17 protein-coding genes and 1 tRNA gene are annotated in these 23,042 nt (G+C 31.2%); 9 read left to right on the top strand and 9 right to left on the bottom strand.

What is annotated here, in order from left to right:
- Positions 1-2: 2 nt before the first annotated feature.
- Positions 3-620, bottom strand: a complete 618-nt coding sequence (locus EU96_RS04585; protein WP_032526644.1) for a hypothetical protein — start codon at positions 618-620, stop codon at positions 3-5.
- Between the two features lie 375 nt (positions 621-995).
- On the opposite strand from EU96_RS04585, the gene EU96_RS04590 reads away from it, so the two are divergent.
- The 3 genes from EU96_RS04590 (at position 996) to EU96_RS04600 (ending at position 4,459) form a co-directional block, all read left to right on the top strand.
- Positions 996-2,273 carry a hypothetical protein gene (locus tag EU96_RS04590; protein WP_052044256.1) on the top strand — a complete coding sequence of 426 codons (1,278 nt, stop codon included), beginning with the start codon at positions 996-998 and terminating at the stop codon, positions 2,271-2,273.
- Between the two features lie 303 nt (positions 2,274-2,576).
- Entirely contained in the window at positions 2,577-3,305 is a 729-nt protein-coding gene (locus EU96_RS04595; protein WP_032526643.1) for a response regulator transcription factor, read from the top strand.
- Positions 3,306-3,307: 2 nt separating this feature from the next.
- On the top strand, positions 3,308-4,459 hold the full coding sequence (locus tag EU96_RS04600) for a sensor histidine kinase (protein WP_241434566.1): 1,152 nt from the start codon (positions 3,308-3,310) through the stop codon (positions 4,457-4,459).
- Between the two features lie 71 nt (positions 4,460-4,530).
- Here the strand turns inward: EU96_RS04600 and EU96_RS04605 are convergent, their stop codons facing one another.
- The gene (locus tag EU96_RS04605) at positions 4,531-5,853 is read right to left on the bottom strand and encodes a porin (protein WP_032526641.1); all 1,323 of its coding nucleotides are present in this window, start codon (positions 5,851-5,853) and stop codon (positions 4,531-4,533) included.
- 351 nt (positions 5,854-6,204) lie between these two features.
- On the opposite strand from EU96_RS04605, the gene pstS reads away from it, so the two are divergent.
- Positions 6,205-7,191 carry a phosphate ABC transporter substrate-binding protein PstS gene (gene pstS / locus EU96_RS04610; RefSeq protein ID WP_032526640.1) on the top strand — a complete coding sequence of 329 codons (987 nt, stop codon included), beginning with the start codon at positions 6,205-6,207 and terminating at the stop codon, positions 7,189-7,191.
- A 46-nt stretch (positions 7,192-7,237) separates the two neighbouring features.
- Here pstS and chrA read toward each other — a convergent pair whose 3' ends face one another.
- The 3 genes from chrA to EU96_RS04625 are packed head-to-tail and all read right to left on the bottom strand — an operon-like array spanning position 7,238 to position 10,788.
- Positions 7,238-8,464 (bottom strand): chromate efflux transporter, encoded by a 1,227-nt coding sequence (gene chrA, locus EU96_RS04615; protein WP_032526639.1) that lies wholly within the window; start codon positions 8,462-8,464, stop codon positions 7,238-7,240.
- 30 nt (positions 8,465-8,494) lie between these two features.
- Positions 8,495-9,754 (bottom strand): organoarsenical effux MFS transporter ArsJ, encoded by a 1,260-nt coding sequence (arsJ, locus tag EU96_RS04620; protein ID WP_032526638.1) that lies wholly within the window; start codon positions 9,752-9,754, stop codon positions 8,495-8,497.
- Positions 9,755-9,765: 11 nt separating this feature from the next.
- Positions 9,766-10,788 (bottom strand): ArsJ-associated glyceraldehyde-3-phosphate dehydrogenase, encoded by a 1,023-nt coding sequence (locus EU96_RS04625; RefSeq protein WP_032526637.1) that lies wholly within the window; start codon positions 10,786-10,788, stop codon positions 9,766-9,768.
- A 165-nt stretch (positions 10,789-10,953) separates the two neighbouring features.
- Between EU96_RS04625 and EU96_RS04630 the strand changes: the two genes are divergently transcribed.
- The gene (locus tag EU96_RS04630; RefSeq protein ID WP_052044258.1) at positions 10,954-11,226 is read left to right on the top strand and encodes an ArsR/SmtB family transcription factor; all 273 of its coding nucleotides are present in this window, start codon (positions 10,954-10,956) and stop codon (positions 11,224-11,226) included.
- An 18-nt stretch (positions 11,227-11,244) separates the two neighbouring features.
- Here the strand turns inward: EU96_RS04630 and EU96_RS0109175 are convergent, their stop codons facing one another.
- Complete coding sequence (locus EU96_RS0109175; protein WP_025890999.1) at positions 11,245-11,451, bottom strand: hypothetical protein; 207 nt, start codon at positions 11,449-11,451, stop codon at positions 11,245-11,247.
- A 442-nt stretch (positions 11,452-11,893) separates the two neighbouring features.
- Here EU96_RS0109175 and EU96_RS04635 point away from each other — a divergent pair, with 442 nt between their 5' ends.
- The 4 genes from EU96_RS04635 (at position 11,894) to EU96_RS0109165 (ending at position 21,054) form a co-directional block, all read left to right on the top strand.
- Positions 11,894-15,568, top strand: coding sequence for a UvrD-helicase domain-containing protein (locus tag EU96_RS04635; protein WP_032526635.1), 3,675 nt, complete (start codon positions 11,894-11,896; stop codon positions 15,566-15,568).
- 554 nt (positions 15,569-16,122) lie between these two features.
- On the top strand, positions 16,123-16,818 hold the full coding sequence (locus tag EU96_RS04640; protein WP_032526634.1) for an inorganic diphosphatase: 696 nt from the start codon (positions 16,123-16,125) through the stop codon (positions 16,816-16,818).
- Positions 16,819-17,357: 539 nt separating this feature from the next.
- Entirely contained in the window at positions 17,358-20,507 is a 3,150-nt protein-coding gene (locus EU96_RS04645) for a tetratricopeptide repeat protein (RefSeq protein ID WP_032526633.1), read from the top strand.
- A gap of 121 nt (positions 20,508-20,628) precedes the next feature.
- The gene (locus EU96_RS0109165) at positions 20,629-21,054 is read left to right on the top strand and encodes a hypothetical protein (protein WP_032526632.1); all 426 of its coding nucleotides are present in this window, start codon (positions 20,629-20,631) and stop codon (positions 21,052-21,054) included.
- Positions 21,055-21,240: 186 nt separating this feature from the next.
- Here the strand turns inward: EU96_RS0109165 and EU96_RS04650 are convergent.
- The 3 genes from EU96_RS04650 to EU96_RS0109160 all read right to left on the bottom strand — a co-directional run.
- Positions 21,241-21,317: transfer RNA gene (locus EU96_RS04650), tRNA-Pro, on the bottom strand.
- Positions 21,318-21,745: 428 nt separating this feature from the next.
- Positions 21,746-22,606 carry a hypothetical protein gene (locus EU96_RS04655; RefSeq protein ID WP_032526631.1) on the bottom strand — a complete coding sequence of 287 codons (861 nt, stop codon included), beginning with the start codon at positions 22,604-22,606 and terminating at the stop codon, positions 21,746-21,748.
- 43 nt (positions 22,607-22,649) lie between these two features.
- A partial coding sequence (locus EU96_RS0109160) for an inverse autotransporter beta domain-containing protein (RefSeq protein ID WP_032526629.1) occupies positions 22,650-23,042 on the bottom strand: 393 nt, incomplete at its 5' end.

The raw sequence follows: 23,042 nt of genomic DNA, 5'->3' as shown, positions 1-23,042 counted from the left end.
TATTACTTAAATCTTAAGTAAAAAGTCATTATTAAATAAGAAAGTCCAAAAAATATAGATATAAATCTGCTTATATATCTTATGTTTAACGAATTACTTTGATTTAAGATCCCTAAACTTCTATGACCTGATTCAATACCTTGTACCATATGAAAGAAAAGTGAGATTGATGCTAAAGAATAAAGAACTAAAATATGAACATCTCCCAATTTACTTTTTAGAGAAATTAATTCCAAGTTATCGCCTGGTCTAGGGAATCTCAATTGCAATAAATGGATTATTAAAAAGGAAGCTAAGATTAAGCCTGTAAAAGGTTGAACTTTGGATGCAAGTACTCCTAGGTAATCATTTCTCCTAGTTTTTAATATTGCTTTATTACCACTTAGTCTATTATTTAAAACCTTTTTGAATGTTAGAAAAATATGAATTATGAAAGTTGTGGCAAGTCCTATTTCAGCATAAGGTAAAAATAAACTTGAATGTAAATTTGAAGCGTATATTTCAAAAGCATCAGGATTAATTCCTGCACAAATAACTCCTGCAAGGTGAACTGCAATAAAAAAAACCAAAACTAATCCACTGTAGGATTGAAATTTTTGCGTAAGAGTTTCAAGTTCCAAAAATTAAATATTAATGTTTTCGATTCATTTCTCTAATTTTAATCAAACATTAAATAATGTGGGAAATCTCAGAATATAAAAATTATTTAATTGATGCATATTCATCTTAAAAACTGTTGAGATACCTCCAAAGTTATACAAATCCTCGCCCATTCCTCGCCCGAAACGTTTTTGAGAATTGTAAGAAGTCAATCGGGGCGACAGGATTCGAACCTGCGACCTAGTGCTCCCAAAGCACTAACACGCATTAAGTGAGACTCTGTTATCTCAGCTATAACTTCAATCATAAACTGCACGAGACTGCATACTTTTGTCTGAGTAGGGTTATATTTCTACGGATTTGCGTAGAATAAAAGAGGAGCACTCGGACGCTTTGTGGCAGAAACTAACTCTTGGATAAAAGTATTTAGAAGAGCAATTAAAGTCTCTGTTGGAACTGGTTGGACTGTTCAACCTGATAGAGGAAATATTCGTGTTTTATATGGAAAAAAAGCATCAGGTTTTTTATCAATAAACCTTCCTTACAAATGGCAGGAAGATCAATGGGTTGAGGCTTTGAAGCTGATAGAAACTGCTGCTGATACTTATGAAAACTATAAATCCAATATTTCTTTAAAGGCTGCTTTTGACATTTCACAGAAATCATCTACTAAATTTGAGCTGGAATGGGATATGGCTCTCGAAAATTATAGAAATTCTAATAGACACACTATTCAAGAAAATACCTGGAAAAGGAAGCATCTTCCTGTAATTAAAGCAATTTTCTTTTACGTAAAGAGATCAAAGGCAAGACCTCAAAATGGTAAAAGATTATGGAATAAAGTCAGTAATGAATATCAACATGGTAAAAATTTAGAAAAAAGAGGTTGGGCTAAAGGCACAACCATGCGAAGACATATGAGATTAGCTTTTAATAGATTCTTAAATTGGTGCGTAGAAAGAGAAGACTTTCCATCCTATTGGAGACCTCCAGTTTTTAATAAAGCTGAAGAAGAAGTAACTACAGAAAAGAGAGTGGGTTATCCATTAACAGATTCCCAAATTGGAAGATTGGTTGATTCATTTGCAGAGAATGAGCATGCAGCAAAATGGCAATTCGCAACTCAGCTATGTGCAGTTTATGGATTAAGGCCTGAAGAACTTAGATATTTAGTTCTAAAAAATAATAAAACAGAACTTTGGACTACTTATAAAAAATCGAATTCAAAGATAAATGGAAGAAGATTATTTCCTTTATTTGTTTTGGATATAGATGGAAATCCTTTTGATTGGTGTCTTACTTTGCAGCAAAGGTTTGCTGCTGGAGAACTTCTTCCTCAAATATCGAAAGGACAAGGCGCAGATAGGTTAGGGAAACAGTTAAGAGATAGAAGCCCTAAGAATATTTGGTTGTCAATTTGCAAGGAAGCTGAAGTTGAGGGGCAAGAATGCACACCTTATTCTTTCCGGCATAGATACGCCTATGTTGCTCATAATAGGATCAATAAAAATGGAACTTATAGATCACCAAAACAAATAGCAGATGCAATGGGACATGATCTTGAAACTCATTTAAAAAGTTATTCAAGATTTAATACAAAAGATTTAGAGAATGCATTTGATCCTATAGTCGACAAATTAAATAATACTGATAAGAAGTTAATAAAAAACTAATTTATTTTGAATAAGTCATGCAAATGATATTTGTTGACAACTATATATGAAGATGACGATTATTTTTACGCTTAGATGGGATATTAAATTACATGATCTTCCTTAAAAGTAAATAAAAATGCTTCTTTAATATGTTTGTGTGAGGAAAATTAAAGAAGCATTTTTATATTAAATAAATAGGTTTAAGGAAAAATTAAAAAGCTAATAAGATCGAATAAAAAATAAGCATTGAATGTAAAGTAAATGTGAAATAATCACATCAAATAAATTTGATTATATAAAATTAATTTGTTGGGTTTTTAAATGGCTATTAAAGATCATAAAAGTTTGCAAGACTCAAAAATTCTTCTTGTAGAGGATGACAAGAGTATTAGGTTGACAGTAAGTGAGACATTGAATAGCGAAGGTTTTAGAGTATTAAGTTTCAAAGATGGTTTAACTGCATTAGATTTTATTACTAATGATTCTAAAAATGATGTTGACCTAATAATTCTCGATTTAATGTTGCCAGGGTTAAATGGATTAGAGTTATGCAGAAAAATAAGAAATGAAGAAAACTATACACCCATACTAATTTTGAGTGCTAAAGATAATGAATCAGACAGGGTTCTTGGTTTAGAGGTTGGTGCAGATGATTATTTAACAAAACCTTTTGGTTTAAATGAATTAATTGCTAGATCAAGAGCCTTAATAAGAAGATCTAAACGTAATAAAAAAAATATAGAAAACTCAAAAACCGTCATAGAGTTTAACCATATAAAAATGTTTTTGGAAGAATGTAGGGTAACTTCTTTCGATAGAGAAATAACATTATCTCCAAAAGAATTTAAATTATTAGAATTATTTATGAAAAATCCTAAAAGGGTATGGTCAAGAGATTTAATACTTGAAAAAATATGGGAAATTGACTTTATCGGTGATACTAAAACTGTAGATGTTCATGTTAGGTGGCTCAGAGAGAAATTAGAAGAAGATCCCTCAGCTCCAAAGTTTCTTAAAACTGTTAGAGGCTTTGGATATAAGTTTGGATGAAAATGAAAACGCTACAAGAGGTATTAACTTTCTTTTATGAGAAATGGAAAACCAAGGTTAAAGGACTTTCAAAAAATAATAAAAATATTGAATTAACTAAAAATAAGAACCAACAAATTTTTGATTTTCCATTTGATAAAGTTAAACCACAGCAACTTTTATCTTGGTTAGATTATTCATCTCAAGGATGGATGATTTTATCATCTGATCTAACAATAAAATTTATCAATCAGAAAGGTTTATCTCTCATTAAGTTTATTAAATATAAAGATGTTATTGGAAAAGCAATTAATGATATTAATGAGCTCGAAGTACTAAGAAATAAGATTTTATATTCAAGAAAAAAAGATTTCCCAATCAGCCTAGATTGCACTATTTCGGGGGAACCCATTTCTGTAAATATTGTTAGAGCAAGGAAAAAAAATTATTTAATATTGTTGGAGAGTAAATTATCAATTGAATCCATAAAAAAAAGACAGAATCAATTAATCAATGATGTGTCTCATGAACTGAAAACACCTCTTACATCTCTTATTTTGATAGGCGAAAGACTGGAATCAGTAGTATCAAAGAAAGATAGATATCTCGTTAAAAGACTTAAGAAAGAATCTAAAAGATTAAGAAAAATGGTCGAAGAAACTTTAGAACTTTCTAAGCTAGAAAGTAGCGAGGCTTTTAATAAAAATAAAAAAATATCTATTTCAGATTTAGTGATGGAATCTTGGCAAACCTTAAAACCACTTGCAGAAAAAAAAGATATAAAAATAAATCTACTGATACCAACAAAATATTTTATATCTGCAGATATTGAAAATTTAAAAAGAGCTTTTATAAATATTTTGGATAATGCTATTCGTTATTCCCCAGCTAATGAAGAAATTCAAATTGAAATTTTTAAAAGAGATAGCTCGGTTGTTATGAGAGTTAGAGATAAAGGTATTGGATTAGAAGAAAATGAATTTAATGATATTTTTTCTCGTTTTTATAGAGGTGATCCATCAAGGACTAAATTCAAGAAAAGTGGTAGTGGTTTAGGTCTTTCAATAACAAAAAAAATAATCAATAACAATAAAGGTTTTATAAAGGCTTTTAATCATAAGGATGGTGGAGCAATTTTTGAAACTATCTTTCCGTGTCTTAATACAGATTTATAGGGAAAATATAAAAAAGTAGGCAAAAAAAAAGGAACTCCTTATTGGAGTTCCTTTTGATATTATTATTCTTATTAGAATTTAAATGTAGTAAGGAAGCCTATCCCAGTTGTGTCTTCTACACCTTCAACAGTTTCAGCTATGAAAGCAAAAGAGTCTAAAGTAATAGAGTCGTTTATTGGGTAGCTATATTTAACTTCATAGGCATGAAGATCCTCAGCATTGTCATCGATAGCACCATTTGTCCCAATACCTGCAGAAATTTCTCCAGGGCCCATTTCAGTTGAGATCCCGACAGTCCACTGTTTTGAATCCTCATCAGCCGCAAGATCTGCTTCCATCCATTCATAACCTCCACTTATCGTAAAGGGTTCAGCATTATAATAAGCAGTCGCTCCAACATATTTGTTATTTGCTGCTCCATCTTCGATACTGGAATATGCCACAGTTACTCCATAAGTATCATTTTCATAACCTAAAGCCAAACCGTAGCGATCATCTCCTTCCTCTGTGAAAATTCCAGCATTGGTTTCACCATCATCGGCAGAAGCTCCGAGACCAAATGACCATCCGTCACCAAAATCTCTACCTGCACTTATTGATATATCACCACCTAAGTCAACAGAGTTTGATGCACCACAATCACCAATGTTGTCAACAACATTCCCGTACTTACAAGAATTTGGCCAAGTCTTAGATGCATCCATTGATTCACCAACTGCAACCTTCCATTCTCCTAATGGGAATGTGTAGTTAACATCTTCTATTGCTAGATTATCGCTAGTTTCGCCCAATGCGTCATGGGCTGCGGCAACTGAGTTTGCTACTTGATTACCTGCAGCAATTTCAACATTTAATTTGTCATCTCCTGTGAAGCTTGTATTTAAGTCAAATTCATAATGATAATTGAACATTACTGCATCATTAGCACCAGCATCTGTACTTTGTGCTGCGAGCATTGCTTCCACCTTTCCTTTCATTGATGTGGTTGATGAAAAGCTGCCAGCCTCTATTGTATTTACACGAGATTCAAGGCCATCCACTCTTCCTTTCATAATTGCCAACTCAGAACCAAGCTCATCACTTAACCTATCTATTGCGGCTCCGTTAATTAATCCTTCACCACCTGCAATTAGATTACTTAATTCAGCAGCAGCTTCTAAACGAGAAACTGAGTTCCCATTGAATTTTGGACTATTTGTTAGATCCTTTAATGAATCGTAAGCCCAATCTCCTGGGAATAAAGTATCTGATTTAAAATCACCTAAAGATACTAGATTGTTAGAGTTTGAATAATCACTAAGATCTGTTGAATTGATCTCAGTTGCGTTTACTGCTAAACCTGATGCCAAAGAAATAATGGCAGGAGCAGCAATTAATTTTTGAAAAAGTTTCATGAACCTCAACACGTAAAAATGGATTAATATCCACTATTGATTTCAACGGTTGTAGGTTAAGAAATGAATAAGGATCATAAGTTAATAGAAAAACTTAAAGAGAACTTAAACTTCCCTTAAATTAAATAAAAAAATATCTATTTAATTCGAGATTTTTTGTAAGAAAAGTTAAAACCATAATATGTTTGTTCTAAAAATATTTTTAAAACCAAACGTAAATAAGTTAAATTGAAATTTAGTTTAAGAAGGGGTTAAGAACTAATTAACCACAGGATAAAATTTTAATTAATGAGTATTTGTGTATAAATTCGGTGCTATATATATGTAGTCTTTCATTTAATCATGACATCCATGAACATAGCTAAGAAAGCTTTGGTTTTCACTTCTGCAGTAGCCATTGCTGCTGGTACAAGTGTTCCTGGCACAAGTGTTTCTGCTAGAACAAGATTAAGTGGTGCTGGAGCATCATTTCCTGCCAAAATTTACACTCGTTGGTTCAAAGATTTAGCCACTTCAGGAGGGCCAAGAGTAAACTATCAAGCTGTTGGTTCAGGCTCTGGAAGAAAAGCTTTTATTGATCAGACAGTAAACTTTGGTGCTTCTGATGATCCTATGAAGGATAAAGATATAGCAAAGGTAACAAGAGGATTAGTACAGATTCCTATGGTTGGAGGAACTATTGCTTTTGGTTATAACTATGATTGTGATTTGAAACTTACTCAAGAGCAAGCAGTAAGAGTTGCTATGGGTATGGTTAAAAACTGGAAAGAATTAGGCTGTAAATCAGGTAAGTTAACTTGGGCACATCGTTCTGACGGATCAGGCACAACCAAAGCTTTTACTAACTCTATGGAAGCTTTTTCAAAAACTTGGACACTAGGAACAGGTAAATCAGTTAAGTGGCCAGCAGGCGTTGGTGCAAAAGGTAATTCTGGTGTCGCTGGAGTTATACAAAACACTCCTGGTGCAATTGGTTATGTTAACCAGTCTTACATAAAAGGTAATGTCAAAGCTGCTGCACTTCAGAATCTTTCTGGAGAATATGTAAAGCCTACAGTTGAGGCAGGAGCAAAAGCTCTTAATGGCATTACTTTAGATGAAAATCTTGCGGGTAAAAATCCTAATCCAACTGCAAAAGGAGCATATCCTATAGCTTCATTAACATGGATACTTGCCTATGAAGAAGGTAATGGTAGAAACACTAAAGCTATCAAACAAGCCTTTAATACATTGTTAAGTGATGAGTATCAAGATAAAGCTCCATCACTAGGATTTGTCCCTTTGAAAGGCGATATTCTTGAGAAATCAAGAGCTGCTGTAAAAAGAATCGGTAAATAAATCTTAAGACAAACATTTAAATGGGGGAATTTATTTCCTCCATTTTTTATGCGAACAAATATTTTGATAAACCTAATATTAAAGAAAAAAGAATAAGTATGTAGGTTGGAACTATTTTAAAAAAAGATAATAGTGTGGAGATTAAAACTATAAAAATAGAGCTAATTAAAAAGAATTTTGATGAATAACTATCTTCAATTAAATTAAAGCCAGAGAAAATAACTGCTCCTGGAATTGTATTGATTACTCCTTCGATAAAGTAATTAATCGATTTAATTCTGTTTTTTATGAAGCCTTTTCCAAAAACAAAAATCAATAAAAAACTTGGTAAAAAAATTGCAAAAGTTGATATAAATGAATACTTTAAAGCTCCATTTATTCCTCCGATCGAAAACCCAGCTTTGTATCCAATAAAACTTGTAGTTAATAAGACAGGACCAGGTGTTATTTGGCCAATCATTATCCCATCTATAAATTCATTATTTGTTAACCATCCTTGTGAGACAACATAATCACTCATTAGGGGAATGATTACTAATCCACCTCCAAAAATAAAAAGTCCTGATTTGAAAAAGAAAAAAAATAGATTAAGATAATCTATTAAAAACTTTGAGTTTGTAGAGTCCTTAAAAAAATTATAAAACTTGGCAATATCCAAAAAGATTGAGCTAGTTAAAAATGAGGTTGTTGAAAATATAGATAAAGGAACAAAACTATAAAAAATATTTTTCCATTTCTGTAAGAAAATATTTATCAAACCTGCAATAGTAAGAATTGTTATGAGAGGAAATTGAATACTATTATATTTTGCAAATATAAGTAGAAATAAGATTGAGCTAGAGAATAATACTCGATCTAACTTTAATCTTTTTTTTAAAAGAACTAATGAAAATGAAAAAATTATTCCTGCAATAATAGGAGGATTAAAATAAATTAAATCATTTAGAAATTTTGATCCAGAATAAATTTGCCAAAAAAAACTAAGAGCTAATACCGAAATGAATCCTGGGATAATGAAACATATACCGGATATCAATCCACCAAGATAACCATTAATTTTAAGACCTATATATATTGCTAATTGAGTGGATATTGGCCCTGGAAGCAATTGACATAAACCAATACCTTTTTCAAAAGATTTGGTTGAGATCAATTTTTTATTATTTATAAGTTCATCTTCGAATAAAGAAATATGAGCATATGGTCCTCCAAAACTGAAAATACCAATTTTTAGAAAAATTTTTGCAAGTTCAATTAAGGATATTTTTGCCATCTAAATATTCTAATTTCTAAAAATTAGCTTTTATGGTGATGATAAGCTTTGTTTGATTGATGGTAATTTAAGACTCGAAATCCAAGATAATAATATTAGAAGTGATGAAAAATAAAGACAATATTGAAGACCAATACTTGGATTTCTCCCAATCATAAATAGTAAGCCAGATAGTAATGTTCCAACTAGTCTTCCAGCAGCATTTGCCATGTAATAGAAGCCAACATTTAAGCTGACTTTTTCATTATCAGAGTAGGCCAAAATCATATAAGAATGTGTAGAGGAATTCATTGCAAAAACAAATCCAAAAATAGTAAGTCCTAAAATTATTGCTATCGATGGAGAACTTTCTCTCCATAATGCGACTCCTATCAAAGATGGTATGACCATTAATACGGCACTCCAAAATTGGATAGCTTTACGATCTGGACTTTCTTTCTGGCCCCACATCTTTCTAATTGCTGGAGCCGAAGCCTGAACAATTCCATAACCTATTACCCAGGCCCCAAGAAATAATCCTATTTCCATGTAGTCCCAACCAAATGCCATATCTAGGAATACTGGGAGAGCTACAACAAACCAAACATCTCTTGCTCCAAAAAGAAAGAATCTTGCTGCTGAAAGAATATTTATTGCATTTGATTTTGAAAAAAGATCATTAAAAGCTGGTTTGGTTTTCATCTTGCCAATTTCTCCAGGCAAAATTAATGTCAATAAAAAGGCTAAGCAGAGTCCAAAACCCATAATTCCTACAGCATTATTGAATCCAAATAACTTATATAAAAGTCCACCCAAGAAAAAGCCAACTCCCTTAAGAGCATTTTTAGATCCAGTTAAAATAGCAACCCATTTAAAAAGTTGTTTTTGGCCAGTATCATTGCCATCATTTGTCTCTGGAACTACTGTCTTAACAGCACTTTTAGCACTCATTTTGTTTAAATCTTTTGCTATCCCGCTAACTGCTTGAGCAACCATAACGTATGCCACACTAAAAATTACTGGCCAATCTTCCTTAACTGGAATAAGCATAAAAAGAGCGATGATTTGCAGGATAGTCCCAATCCATAAAGTAAGCCTTAAACCATATCTTGCTCCTATCCAACCACCATAAAGATTAGTAATTATTCCAAAAAACTCATAAAAAAGGAAAAGTAAAGCAATTTGTAGAGTTGTGTAACCTAGCTCATGAAAGTGACCAACAACTAATAATCTTAATGCGCCGTCAGTGAGAGTGAACGCCCAATAGTTTGCTGTTACAACACTATATTGTTGAATATTAGATAACTTCATAAAGACATAAATTAAATCTCTTTTTTGATTACATATTCAGTTAGATCTGCAAGTCTGCAGCTGTAACCCCACTCGTTGTCATACCAAGCGTATATCTTTAATAAATTTGAATTAACAACCATCGTTGATAAACTATCAACTATTGAACTTCTAGAGTCATTTACATAATCTGCAGAAACTAAAGGTCTTTCCTCGTAGCCAAGAATTCCTTTTAAATAAGTTTCTGAAGCTTCCTTAAGTGCCAAATTTACTTGTTCAGTTGTCACTTCTTTATTTAATTCAAAAACTGCATCAGTTAAAGAACCATTAAGTAGAGGAACTCTCACTGCATGTCCATTTAATTTTCCTTTTAATTCTGGAAAGATCTCAGCGATAGCTTTAGCAGATCCAGTGGTAGTCGGTATTAAACTTTGCATACATCCCCTTGCTCTCCTTAAATCACTTTTATAAAAATCTACAGGAACTTGAGTGTTCGTGACATCGTGAATAGTTGTAATAGCACCGTGTTTAATTGAAAAATTTTCATTAATTACCTTTACTATCGGAGCTAAACAATTTGTAGTGCAGGATGCTGCAGTTACTAATTTATGTTTGGAAGGGTCATAAAGACTTTGATTTATGCCATAAACAACATTAAGTGATTCAGCTTCTGCAACAATTCCCTTTACTGGACAAGCTACTATTACTCTTTTCATCCCTAGAGAATCAAAGTAGGGATTTAGTTTGTCTGGCTTTTTATTGTTTCCTGTACATTCCAAAATAATATCTACAGAAGATTTTTCCCAAGGAACATCAAGGTAATTTTTAAAAGAGGTGTAAGCTAATTTCTTTCCATCAATTATTATTTCTTTTCCTTTAACCTTTATATCTTTCAACCATCTACCATGGACTGAATCAAATTCGAGTAGATGTGCAGCAGCATTCGAATCTCCTGCTATCTCATTTATATGAGTTATTTCTATATCAGCTCTATCCCATAATGCTCTGAAAACTAATCTGCCAATTCTTCCAAAACCATTAATTCCAATTTTCATAACTTTGAAATTTTCTATTGAAATTATACATCAAAATATTTTGATGTATCAAGATGTTTTTATTAATGAAATCTTTTTTATTTAAGCTATATTTAGGAAAATTTAATTACTTTAAAATTGTTAAAAGATATTAGCAAAGTAAAAAAAGAAAATATATCTAAGTTGATGGTTTCATTTTCTGATCCTTTTAGGCTAGAAATAATTGACCTAATGATGGATGGAGAAGTTTGTGTTTGCGATATTATGAAATTAACAAAGTTATCTCAATCAAGAATTTCATATCACATAAAAATTTTGAAGGAAGCTAGTCTTATCTCAGACAGACAAGAAGGTAGATGGGTGTATTACAGCCTAAATAAAGAAGCTCTCTTTTTGATCAAGGAATGGATAACTTCTTTGACAGATTATTCTTCAAATAAAAAACGTTGCTGCGAATAAATTATATTTTAGATTTTATTAATTAACTTCTGATTCCCTGTCATAAGTCATTCCTGATTGTTCCATCCACTCAGCTTTAGTTTTGCAATTTTGTTTGTGATTAAAGATGTGAAAACCTTCAATAATAATCATTATGGATAAAAGCAAAACAGGAATAAAATATACAGGTGAAGATATTACTTCTTTATATTTGATTTGAGCAATGAATTCCCTGTATTTAAACATCCCCACAATTTCTATTTAATAAATAATATTCACCTATGGTTAAGTAAAGTTAAAGAAAAATTTTTTTTGAAAAAATTAAGTTTAAGGATGTTTACTTAAAAAAAAGAAAAAAATAAAACCTTTCTAATTGAACCTTTTGATAATATTATTTCTTCTTATTTGAATATTTGCTTTTATTTTCTCTGCAAGAGTTGGAAGATTTTGCGGCTCTAATACTAGATAAACTCTTCCTGATTTTTCAAAATAAACATAATCTTCTAATACATCTCTATTAAGTAATCTATATAAAGTTTTGGTGCTCTTTATTAAAAAGGGTTTCTAAACTTTTTAACGTTGGTAAAAATATAATTAATAAAAAAATATTTTTAGGAATAAGAAGTAAGATTAAAAATATAATAAGTTTTCAAAGCATATTTTTTAGATAAAGATATTTCATCAATTTATGAATAAAGATAATTCAAAAATTGGAGGTGAAGCAATATTGGTAGCTTTTGCTGCTGTGGGTCTTGGAGGTAAGTGGATATGGAAGAGAAGATCAAAAATAAAGAATAAATTAAAGGAAATATTTAAAAAAGCAAAAGAAAAAATTTTAGGAGAAAATCCTCAAATTGATGAAATTGAGAGAAAAAAATTAATTGCTCTGATAATTTCCGATAAAGAAAATATTTTGAACGCTTTAATTAAATCAGCTAAAGATATTAATCCAGATTTAAAGATCATAAGGGGTTTAAGTAAAGAGGAAATTAATGAGCCTTCCAGACATCACTTTAATATTGAATTAAAAGAGATATTTAAAATTGAACTTCAAAAAATTGAGAAACTAGAAGAGGAAATTTATTTCTTAACTTACGAGTTGTTGTTTGCCTTATTACAAAGTCTATTTTATAAGAATAAATCAATAACTACTTATCAAAAAAAAATAGAATCTAACCTGGCATGTTTTTTAGTTTTATCTGAGTTTGATATAGAAATTGAAAAAGATAAACTTATCAATCTGGACAATCATTTACAAGATAAAGAAAGTCCTTGGATTAATGACCAAGAAAGTAAAAATCGAATAAATGAGGCAACAGAAATTATTCTTTCAAGAATTTATGGTTTCTTTAAAGAAAAACATTTTCAAGATCTAAATGAGAACTCAATAGAAAACAAAAAGATAGAAAATAAAAATAATAAGGATGCTATTAAAGAGATTATTAAAGATATTTCAGATCTCGAATTAGTCAGGCTTAATAAAATAATAAAAGTATTTTATGAAAGTAGATATATTAAATTAAAAGAGCTTATTAAGGAATTTCAAAGTATACACAAGGGTAATAAAGATATTGATAATCTTCTGAGAATTTTTCTAAGTTATAGTAACGATCTTTATTCTGGTCCTGATATTAATGAAATTAATTTAAATGGATCAATAAAGGTTACAGATCTTCTAGACTTGATTAGAGAGAAGTCAGAAAATCTAATATTTTCAGATAAAAATATAGAAATACTAAAAATTTATCTAAAAGAACCTAAAGGCGAAAAGAGATTGAATTGGAATTCTTCTGCGAAAGATATTCATGAAAAACTTTTGATCAGTATTAGCCAGAATGATCTTAATAATATTAAAAATGAAATTGCATTAAGTTGGTTTAAAGAAAAGAAGTTTCTACAAATACCAAGTGCTGAGCAATTAAAATTTATTATCAATACAGAAAACTCAATAAAACTAACTGCTAGAGCAGGAAGTGGAAAGACTACAACAATTTCTCTTAAAATTTTATTCTTGATACATTTCTACGGTTTGAAACCAGAAGAAATGTTAATAACTACTTTTAACAAAAAAGCAATAACAGAATTAAAGGAGAAAATCGAAGATATAGAAGTGAAGACAAAATTAGTTGAAAAGCCTAACAAATATTTCGTTTATAACTTTGACGTAATATGTCATGCGATTTTAGGTTCTAGACAAGATGTTGTCGACGGGAAAAAAGATGGAGAAATAAATGTCATTAAAAATATAATTAAAACTCTTTTTGAAAAAGATAATAATGAATCTACAAAAATAAAAAATTTTATTATTAAAGCTTTTCAATCAGATTGGACAACTTGGTTTGATAATCATGGGAATAAATTTACTGAAGCTAAACTTATAAAGCTTAAAGAAAATTCAATCATTAAATTAATTGATGGTACAAGAGTTGAATCGCTTGGAGAGAAGAGGATTGGGGACTTCTTGTTTGAACATCAAATAGATTTTAAATATGAAAAGATACTAGGAAATTTCGAATATAAAAATTATAAGCCTGACTTTTATCTCGAGGAATATGATTGTGTGATTGAATTTTTTGGAATGGAAGGAGATAAAAAATATAATTCGGAAATTTTGAAAAAAAGAGAAGCTTTTTTAAATCAAGAGAAACTTAAGTTGATTGAGATATATCCAAGAGATTTCAAAAGATTTGGAGACTATTTCCTAGATAATAAAGAGTCAGATTATGAAACTATTGCAAATAAAATCAATGATGCTTTAGGCAAAGATTTTAATATTTTGTCTAGGAGGCTTACTGATGAAGAAATAGTTGAGAAGATTAACTTTGAAGAGGAAAGTGAATCTTTTAAGTATTTTGTTCAGCTTTATCAAAGCGTTATTCAAAAAACTCAACAAAGATGCGGTTCTTTACCAGAGGTTTTTGCATTTATTAATAGCTATAAAGCACAAAATAAGCTTGAAAAAGAATTTATTGATTTGATACCTACGCTTTATAGACTCTATAGAGAAAAATTGAAATCATTAAATAAAACAAATTTTTCTTTAGTTAAATGGGAAGCGATTGATTATTTAAAAAAAGGGACTAATAAAATTTGTAAGGATGGAATGGAGCTAGTATTTGATAATTTAGAATTTATATTTATTGATGAGTTTCAAGACTTCAGCAAGCTATATCAGGAGATAATTTTAAATATCGTAAAATTTTCAGAAAAAATTAAGGTTAATACAGTTGGTGACGATATTCAATTAATAAATAGATTCATGGGTTCAGAATTGAAGTTTTTTAATGAATTTTCAAAAATTTATAGAAACCCTCTACAGTTAGAACTTACTGAAAATAGGAGAAGTGCAAAGGAAATAATTGAATTTTGTAATCAACTAATTGCAAACAACCCTAAATATTTAGGAGAAGATACTGCTCTAGCAAAACTCTGTGAAGAGAACAAATCCTTAAAAGGAAGGGTTAGTAATTTAGATATAAGCGAACTTAGACCTGAGGATATAGAGAATAAAGAATTTGACTCGGATAAACTTATTATTTCCTTAATGAGAATTGTGGAATATTCCAGAAAGTTCTTAGGTTTAAAGGAAAGACCAAAAGATGATAAGCCTTCTTATTTTATTCTTTCTAGGTTTAATAAATTGATAACTAAAGGAAAAGCTAAGAATATTTCATTATTAACTAATCAAAAGAATAATGAAAATCTTATAAATAAGCTTTTAGAAAAGGTATTCAACAAAATAATCCCTCCAAAGTTTATTCAAATAAAAACTTCTCACTCATCAAAAGGAAGTCAAGCAACTTCAGTCATTATTCCAGACTTACATAACTTCCCGTACATCCACCCTTCATCTCAGTTCCTTGGAATATTTGATGATACTCCTGAAACATTAATAAGAGATGACCTTAAATTACTTTATGTAGCCTGTTCAAGAGCAAAAGAAGATCTTATTTTTATAAGTGATAAAAATAAAAAACAGTATGATTTCTTCAATGTTCTCCCTGAGGTAACAAAGTGGGATAAGGCTGAAAAGAACTACGAGATCTTTGGTGAATATTTCAAAGTAGAGATTAAAATCTTAGACTCAAAAGAGTTTATTAAGGCTAAAGATTTAATAAAAAGTCAAGGCTTTACCTTCGATAAGGACAAAAATAAAATCTGGAAAAAATCTTTCACTGATAAAAATACTTGTATTAACTCAATTAGTGCGCTTAGAAACAAGTTAAAACTTTTAGATGCGAGATTAGTCTTGAGATTTTTAACAGCTAATAATGATTTAGAAATAGAAATAAAATTGCCTGGAAAAGATTTTTGGGATGATTATTTAAACTCCCATAATTTAAAAAAAGAATTAAAGAACTAAATAAAAATAATTGTTTCTTAGCGATTAAGGCAGCAAGGTTATGCAAGGTGTAGCAAATAATCGCTATGTAATCGCTAAGTCTTATTTTTCTTATAGCATGCAATAAAAAAGAGAGTCTGGGAAACTCTCTTGTATGACTTGGTTTTTAAATGGTCGGGGCGACAGGATTCGAACCTGCGACCTAGTGCTCCCAAAGCACCGCACACCCCATTAGCATCACTAGGTTTTTAAGCTATATTTGAATATTTGCTTATCCATGCGTGATTTGTCAGGACAAAATAAGCAGGTTTTGACGGAATTTTGACGGAATTTCCTTAAGTTATAAGTGTTCTCATTACATTTATTAAGAAAGACCTTAAATGCTCTCAGTATTTTTTTGGAGAGTTGGGAGTGCAGCCCTAGCTCTCTTTTTTTTGTATTTCTAAAGGAATAGCAAGTAATATTAGTGGCTTGTAGTCTTTCCCTATCTGCTTGTTAAATATAATTTAACCTATTTTTATAGTTTGTTTAATCTTTACCGATCATTTTGTATTTAGATAAATTTCATATTTTTAATGAGAAAATTTCTAAAGATTATTCTAGGTTTATCCATTCTTAGTGCAAGTATTTCGAGTTGCGGAAACAAATCAAAAGATGTTTCATCAGATGGTTACGATAAAATTCAGATCCAATATAAATCAGAATACTCTTTGTCATCAGGTTTGAACTACTTGAGGGACATTGAGCCAATCAACTCTGATGGAACGGTAAATGTAGTAGTTGAAATACCAACTGGTACAAACGAAAAGTGGGAAGTTTCCAAAGAAACTGGTGATATTGAGTGGGAATTTAAAAAAGGCAAACCCAGAATTGTTAAATTTTTGGGTTATCCAACAAACTACGGAATGATACCAAGAACATTATTATCCAAAGATAAAGGCGGTGATGGTGATCCCTTAGATGTAATTTTAATTGGATCTTACATACCAAGGGGCAATATTGTAAGTGGAAAAGTTATAGGTGTGCTGAAAATGTTAGACGGTGGAGAGATAGATGATAAATTGTTGATGATTCAAAAAGACTCTCCTCTTTACAAGGCAAACTCTGTTGAAGAACTGAAAGAAGAGTTTCCTGGAGCTTTAAGTATTATTGAGAAATGGTTTGAAAGTTATAAAGGTCCTGGCGAGATTAAAACAAACGGTTATGGCGCTGTTTTTGAGGCAGAAAATATTCTAAACCAAGCTATCCTAGATTTCGAAACTTACAACTGATATGCATATTAAAAATAGCTAAGTGCTTCTTTTTGTCGATCTAAACTAGGGAGCAATTAACTACTTTTTTTAGATAAAGTACCTATCCTTGAAAAATCCTTTAGGAATAACTAAGAATATCTACGAATTACTCAGAATAACCACGCAGTTGACGTATTTTTGACGGAATTGCTTTCCGTCATAATTTCCAATAAAAAAGCGAGTCTGGGTAATTCGCTAGTATGACTTGGTTTTTAAGAGTCGGGGCGACAGGATTCGAACCTGCGACCTAGTGCTCCCAAAGCACCCGTTACGCAATTTGCGACAGTAGGCCAAATAAACAAGTGAGGCTATAGCTTATTAGTTGCTACTAAAGGGAAATATCTGAGTCTCAAAAAGTTGGAATATATAGCAAGGTATTGCATAAATATGCAAAATCTCGCTCAAATCTCGCTCACAAGCAACCTAGTGCTCATAAGGCACTAGGTTTAATGTTTGTTATATAAAAATCAAATTATTAGATTGAATGTACAATTTATAGAAATCAAACAAATCAAAGAGTGTTCAAGGGTTTACAGGCAGCATCAGCTAGATTTAATTTGCGTTCTACTATGGATCGACTGAACGGAAAAATGGGAGCTGGTTCAGGGAACGTTCTCGATGCCACAATGGCTTCAAAAGATATAATTAAGGGCTTATTAATTGATTTAACATTTTTAGTTGATACTTGGAATCCTGAAGTTAAAGATTTACCTCCTGAAAAAGTAATAAGAGACTTTAATGTATTTTTGTTCTCTGGTAAATATGATTTATTCGTTACGGATACTCTTGCTAATACGATTTCTCATCTTGATGATAAAAAAATAGAAACATTTTCCTCGCTATTAAATTATTATTTTTCTGCATATGGAGAAAAAGACTGTAAGGAAAAAAAAATAATACAAAATTTTGTAAATCAGATTATTAAAGGATTAGAAAGACAACCAAGAGATAGTAAAACAGGACAGGGCTTTCTTAAGGATTTTATTAATAATCAAACAACAAAATGGTCATTAGATGATGACCTCACACAAAAGGAGATCGAGGAAGCTATTAATGAAGCTTTGAATAAGAGAAACAATAATGCTTTAGCAATTATTGGAAGTGTTAATAAAAAAATTGAACTAAAGCAATTTCAAGAAGGTATTATCCAGGCGAATAAAGGTCTAGAAATTCATAAAGATAACCTTTTACTATATGTTGCAAGAGCTAGATGCTTCTATGAGTCAGGCTATATGGAATCTGCTATAAATGACTTCACTAAATCTATAGAATTAGATAATGACTTGAATAATAGTATTTTTCATAAATATAGAGGATTAGCAAAGCTACAAATAAATGACAAAGAAGGAGCTTTCAATGACTTTAAGATAGCGGCAGGTCGTGGAAATGATGATGCGAAGGAATTGCTAAATATATATTTTAAAAATAAAGATAACTTATCAAGCGGATCTACTCAAAAAGATTCCTCTATGGGAGTTGATGGAACTAATAAAAACTTCAATGAATTTTTGAACTTAGCTAGAGAACAAATCAAAAATAATGATAATACAAATGCCATTAATAATTTAAAAAAAGCTCTAAAGTTGTCTCCAAATAAGCAAGGGATAATAAATTGTTATTTTGGATTGGGAATTGCAAAACAAAAAATAAAAGATTTTTCGGGTTCCATTGCTGCTTTTACTAGTGCTATAGATATGGACGAAAATGATCCAACATATACATATCTTTGTCGAGCCAATACTAAATACGAATCAGAAGATTTTTTAGGTGCCATATCTGATTACGATATAGTTCTGGAAAAGAATCCTACTGAATATTCGATCGCTTTTTATAATCGTGCGAATGCAAAGCTTGCAATAAATGATTCAGAAGGGGCCTTTAAAGATATGAATAAATCAGCTGATTTAGGAAATGAATCAGCAAAAGACGTTCTAAAGAGAATAAATTCTATTTCTAATGAAACGAAAAATAATCTAACAAATGAAGATGAGAGTGAAAAATCTGTAGATAATGTCGAGAAAAAACCGATTCGTAGAGATGCTATTCAAAATGTTCTTGAAACCAAATTAGACAATTTCAACCCAACTTTTAAAACTTGGGCAACTTTTAAAGCATTAAAGAGATTAGCGTGGGTAATGGAAGATGATGCAACTGATGAAAATGAGAAGGATTTTTATTCTTTTCTTTTAAGCAGTTACAAAGATGTTAGCTCGCCAGAAAATTTTACTAAATGGATGAGGGATCTTTTATATGATAAAAGTTTTGCCAACGACGATCCTGAATGGTTAGAGAGTGAATGGAATATTGGTCCAGATAGTGAATTACATGCTTTTAATTCAAAAGAGAGCTTTTTAAAATCATTTGATAGTGAATATACATATTCGATTTTCAGTAAATGTTGGGAAATCGCATGTTCAGAGGACTTGTATAAGTTAAATGATTATGAGAGTTGGAGTAAAAAGAAATACTGGTTCTTTAAAAATAAAATCTGGATTATCACTGCAGAACAAGTCAATAAATATTACTTTAAAAATGATGTTCTAAATAAATTCTTAGATTCTTCTCAGTTGGAGAGTTTTTTTAACTACAAAATAGGTAATGGTATATCCGTCCTAGAAGTTAATGGAGTAAAAGAAGTTGGCGAAAAACTAAATTATATGGATAAGACTGATTTAATAAAGTTTCATGAATTACCAGTTGAACTATTAGAGAATTTAGCAACACGTCCAATCTCAAAAGAGGATTCTGAATTAGACTTCGATTATGTAGAAGGAAATGATACTTTAGGAATCTTACCCGGAGGATATTACTGGATTGGTGACCCTATTAATATTCAAGGTAATTTTCGCAATAAATTAAACGATTCTTCGAATGGTGGATGCTTTTATTCAAAAAATGGGATGCCGTTCGCTTTCTTTGAAACTGCTTTAGGGGATGGAGTCTTTGAGGATCAGAAATCTAATCAATACCTTGTTGATAGTGGCCAAATTGCATGTATACCAATGGAAAAAGTTCCTGAGGAATTAGATGAACTAGGACATATATTTCATATTACTAACCCTTTTGTCTGCCAATATATCGATAATGGTGGATTTATTTGCTTCGGAGAAATTGTAATTAAGACAGACATAAACAATGAATGTTCTTTCCCTGAACCATTAAAGATTGAAGAGCTTGGAGCTTTAAACTACGGTAAATATCTTTATGAAAATGATTGTGGCAAGGCAGATACATGGTCTAAATGGGCTTCAACTATTGCGAATGAAGAGATAGAGGATCAATCTTTTAAAGCTGCTGTAGAAATTTATGCAAAGGTTAAAAAATCAGAGATTTCTTCTGAATCTGCCTTTAATTTAATTGTTGATACATATGGAGAGAAATGTTCTTCTGGTTCCTTCATGGCTATATATAGCTCCCTAGATAACCAATCGAAATCTAAGGAGATTGACCTTTCCGATGCAGTCTCTACTCAAAAAGATGCAGTAATGGAATTTTTAAATAAGCACTACTCTAAGGAATATATACAGGAAATAATTAATGATAAAAATAAAACTAATAAAGAAATAGAAGAATATTTATTTGCAATATGGTTAGAGCGTAATAATTCATTAGTTAAGAAGCTCAGCGCTTGGGTTGAACATAAAGTTTTTGTTCATAAGAATAGTTAGTTTTATTTTTTTTACAAAATCCTTTTATCTATATTTCTGATTTATTAAATTAGGATTTTAAAGTTTGATTTTCTATAAATTGCCTTAATAATTAATTAAATAGATTAATCTAGCGTTTTTAATGGAAGACCCGAAATCAAGAGATCAAATCAATTCTGCTTTGCAAGATGCTCAGATGAGTCAACAAATAAGGAATCAAGCACAGTTTGAGACTACAAAACTTATAGGTAATCTACTTACAACTCTAGGTTACTTGATTGGTGTCATCGCTCCGTTCTTATTGATGCTAATTAAAGGTTCGATCTCTCCATTAATTCTTATACTTGTTCCAGTACTTGGCACAATCATTCCGACTATCTGGTTTAATTCATCAGGAAACATATTTTTAAAAGTTATAAGTATTGTTTTGGTATTAATAACTAATTTGGTTATGAGCGCTGGCTTAGGGTCAGGACCATTTTTCTACTGGATAATTCCAATTTCTTTATTTATTGGGTTTTGGATTACTCAACGAAAAATTCCAAAGATGGAAAAAGAAATTAATTAGGATCAATTTTTATCTCATTAAATGGGATTATATTAATTCAAGTAACTTAAGTTTTAGAGACATGAGGTTGTAAAGTTATGCAAGGTATTGCAAATCCTCGCTCAAAGCTCGCTCAGTCTCATCTTTCTAAGTGTTGGCAATAAAAAAGCGAGTTGGGAGACTCGCTAGTATGACTTGGTTTTTAAATGGTCGGGGCGACAGGATTCGAACCTGCGACCTAGTGCTCCCAAAGCACCCGCGCTACCAAGCTGCGCCACGCCCCGCTCATAAGATCTTAGTTCATAACAGTCATCTATAAAAGACCAAATAGCTAAATATTTTATAAAAAATCACTTTTAAGGCTAGAAAACTATTTTTGTCGCTATCTTGTCACTAAAAATTTATTGATTTCTCGCTAAAAATCCTTATTTCTTAGCTACAAAAATAATAATTAAGTTAATTTAAACTTCAGTTCGATATTTTCTGTTTTCTCTAATCTCACTAAAGTCTTTTGATTATGAGAAATTTTTTAAACTTTATTATAGGTTAAATTCTTATTTTCTTGATTGACAATAGACAGAAAATAAATATGGCTAAATAAATTGTTTCGTGAGATATCCTATCAATATTCATAGCTAAAAGATTCAAATGAATCTTATTAATCATATTCATTTAAGATATAATTTTTATTCCCTAACTGAAATAAATAGAATTATTCAGAAACGGTTAAATCCACACTAAAAGGTCCTGCTCCTATCCCATCTGGATCATTTCCTGCATCATGATCTACCCATAGTCCTTTATAGGTTACATCCCACGTTAATTGATAATTTCTAGTTTTGCTAGTAATAGTGATTGGAGTCGCAAGATCTGAGCTACCAATTAGTTTTGTTGAGGCAGTACATTCAGCTTGATTCGTTGCTGTAACTAAAAGATTATTTGTCAAAACTGCTTTTGGGGTCTGACCGTCTATGCTTTCGCTCCAATCAAAGCAACCATTAGCACCCCAGCCACTACCACCCATTGAAGTCATTTTATTGGTATAAGTCTCATAATTATTGACATTATTTGTTGGAGTTGAATAGTTATAGAATGCACTCTCTGCCTTGTCAACAGAGGTCGTATAGTAAGTTTCGTTGTTATAGTAAACTCTTCCTTTTATATCCCAGTGAGTGTTAGCGATTAAATAAACATGAGAATAAGTACCGTTAGCTGGTCTGATAACCTCTCCTTGAAGTGTACAGCCATCTGTTGACATGCATGCAGGAATATCTACTGTTATGCCTGCTTCGCTTTCCCACGCCTTTTCACAATTTGCTCTACTAAAAGTTGAGCTGGTTAAAGGATCACTTGTACATAAGCCGAATTCGAAAAACTTAACTTTCATAACTTCTGGAGTCCCATCACAATCTGCAGACATAGCTCCTTCAGAAGCAGTACTTCCTTCAGCTGCGCAGGGATTACCTGAATAAGCATGTACTTTTTGTTGTGATGAAATTAATGCAGAAAAGGATATTCCTGCAATACTAATTCCTGCTGTAAAAAGAGATTTTAGAAAATTCTTGGAATACATTTGTTGATTGTGAATTAAGTAGTTGATTAAAGTTTGTGTTTATTTAGGTTCCTCGTACTGAGAAATTGCCACTGGACCTCTCAAGAAGTACATCATATTTACGTTTTACTGGTTGAGTCATTTGAGTAATCATGTTTTTCTTGTAGTTGGCTTTTTCAAACTTGACTGGATTACCTGTGATATTCATCCTTAGACCAAAGAAAGTTTCATCTGTTCCTGGTAGGTCATTATTAGCTGTTGTTGATGCTGCTGAGATTTCATTCGATACATAAGCTTCTAAACCAACGTGCGGAGTAGCTTGCCAACTCACTGCTCCTTCTAATCCAGAATTGTCTTGTGTATATTTGTAATCCCAGTTAAATCCTCTAACAAAAAAGGCAAGTTCTGGATTATTAGGGAGTCTGTAACCTACTTCTACATCCCATCCTGGTACTAC

The sequence above is a fragment of the Prochlorococcus marinus str. MIT 9302 genome, from assembly GCF_000759975.1.
Taxonomy (GTDB): Bacteria; Cyanobacteriota; Cyanobacteriia; order PCC-6307; family Cyanobiaceae; genus Prochlorococcus_A; species Prochlorococcus_A marinus_M.
The sequence above is the reverse complement of the archived record's forward strand: the minus strand, read 5'-3'. Positions and strand labels throughout refer to the sequence as shown.

Excerpts from the sequence above, each read along its gene's own strand:
- EU96_RS04605 (WP_032526641.1), bottom strand. The coding sequence starts at position 5,853 with ATGAAACTTTTTCAAAAATTAATTGCTGCTCCTGCCATTATTTCTTTG.
- arsJ (WP_032526638.1), bottom strand. The coding sequence starts at position 9,754 with ATGAAGTTATCTAATATTCAACAATATAGTGTTGTAACAGCAAACTAT.
- EU96_RS04630 (WP_052044258.1), top strand. The coding sequence starts at position 10,954 with ATGGTTTCATTTTCTGATCCTTTTAGGCTAGAAATAATTGACCTAATG.
- EU96_RS0109165 (WP_032526632.1), top strand. The coding sequence starts at position 20,629 with ATGGAAGACCCGAAATCAAGAGATCAAATCAATTCTGCTTTGCAAGAT.
- pstS (WP_032526640.1), top strand. The coding sequence starts at position 6,205 with ATGAACATAGCTAAGAAAGCTTTGGTTTTCACTTCTGCAGTAGCCATT.
- EU96_RS04640 (WP_032526634.1), top strand. The coding sequence starts at position 16,123 with ATGAGAAAATTTCTAAAGATTATTCTAGGTTTATCCATTCTTAGTGCA.
- EU96_RS0109175 (WP_025890999.1), bottom strand. The coding sequence starts at position 11,451 with ATGTTTAAATACAGGGAATTCATTGCTCAAATCAAATATAAAGAAGTA.
- EU96_RS04655 (WP_032526631.1), bottom strand. The coding sequence starts at position 22,606 with ATGTATTCCAAGAATTTTCTAAAATCTCTTTTTACAGCAGGAATTAGT.
- chrA (WP_032526639.1), bottom strand. The coding sequence starts at position 8,464 with ATGGCAAAAATATCCTTAATTGAACTTGCAAAAATTTTTCTAAAAATT.
- EU96_RS04625 (WP_032526637.1), bottom strand. The coding sequence starts at position 10,788 with ATGAAAATTGGAATTAATGGTTTTGGAAGAATTGGCAGATTAGTTTTC.
- EU96_RS04635 (WP_032526635.1), top strand. The coding sequence starts at position 11,894 with ATGAATAAAGATAATTCAAAAATTGGAGGTGAAGCAATATTGGTAGCT.
- EU96_RS04595 (WP_032526643.1), top strand. The coding sequence starts at position 2,577 with ATGGCTATTAAAGATCATAAAAGTTTGCAAGACTCAAAAATTCTTCTT.
- EU96_RS04600 (WP_241434566.1), top strand. The coding sequence starts at position 3,308 with ATGAAAACGCTACAAGAGGTATTAACTTTCTTTTATGAGAAATGGAAA.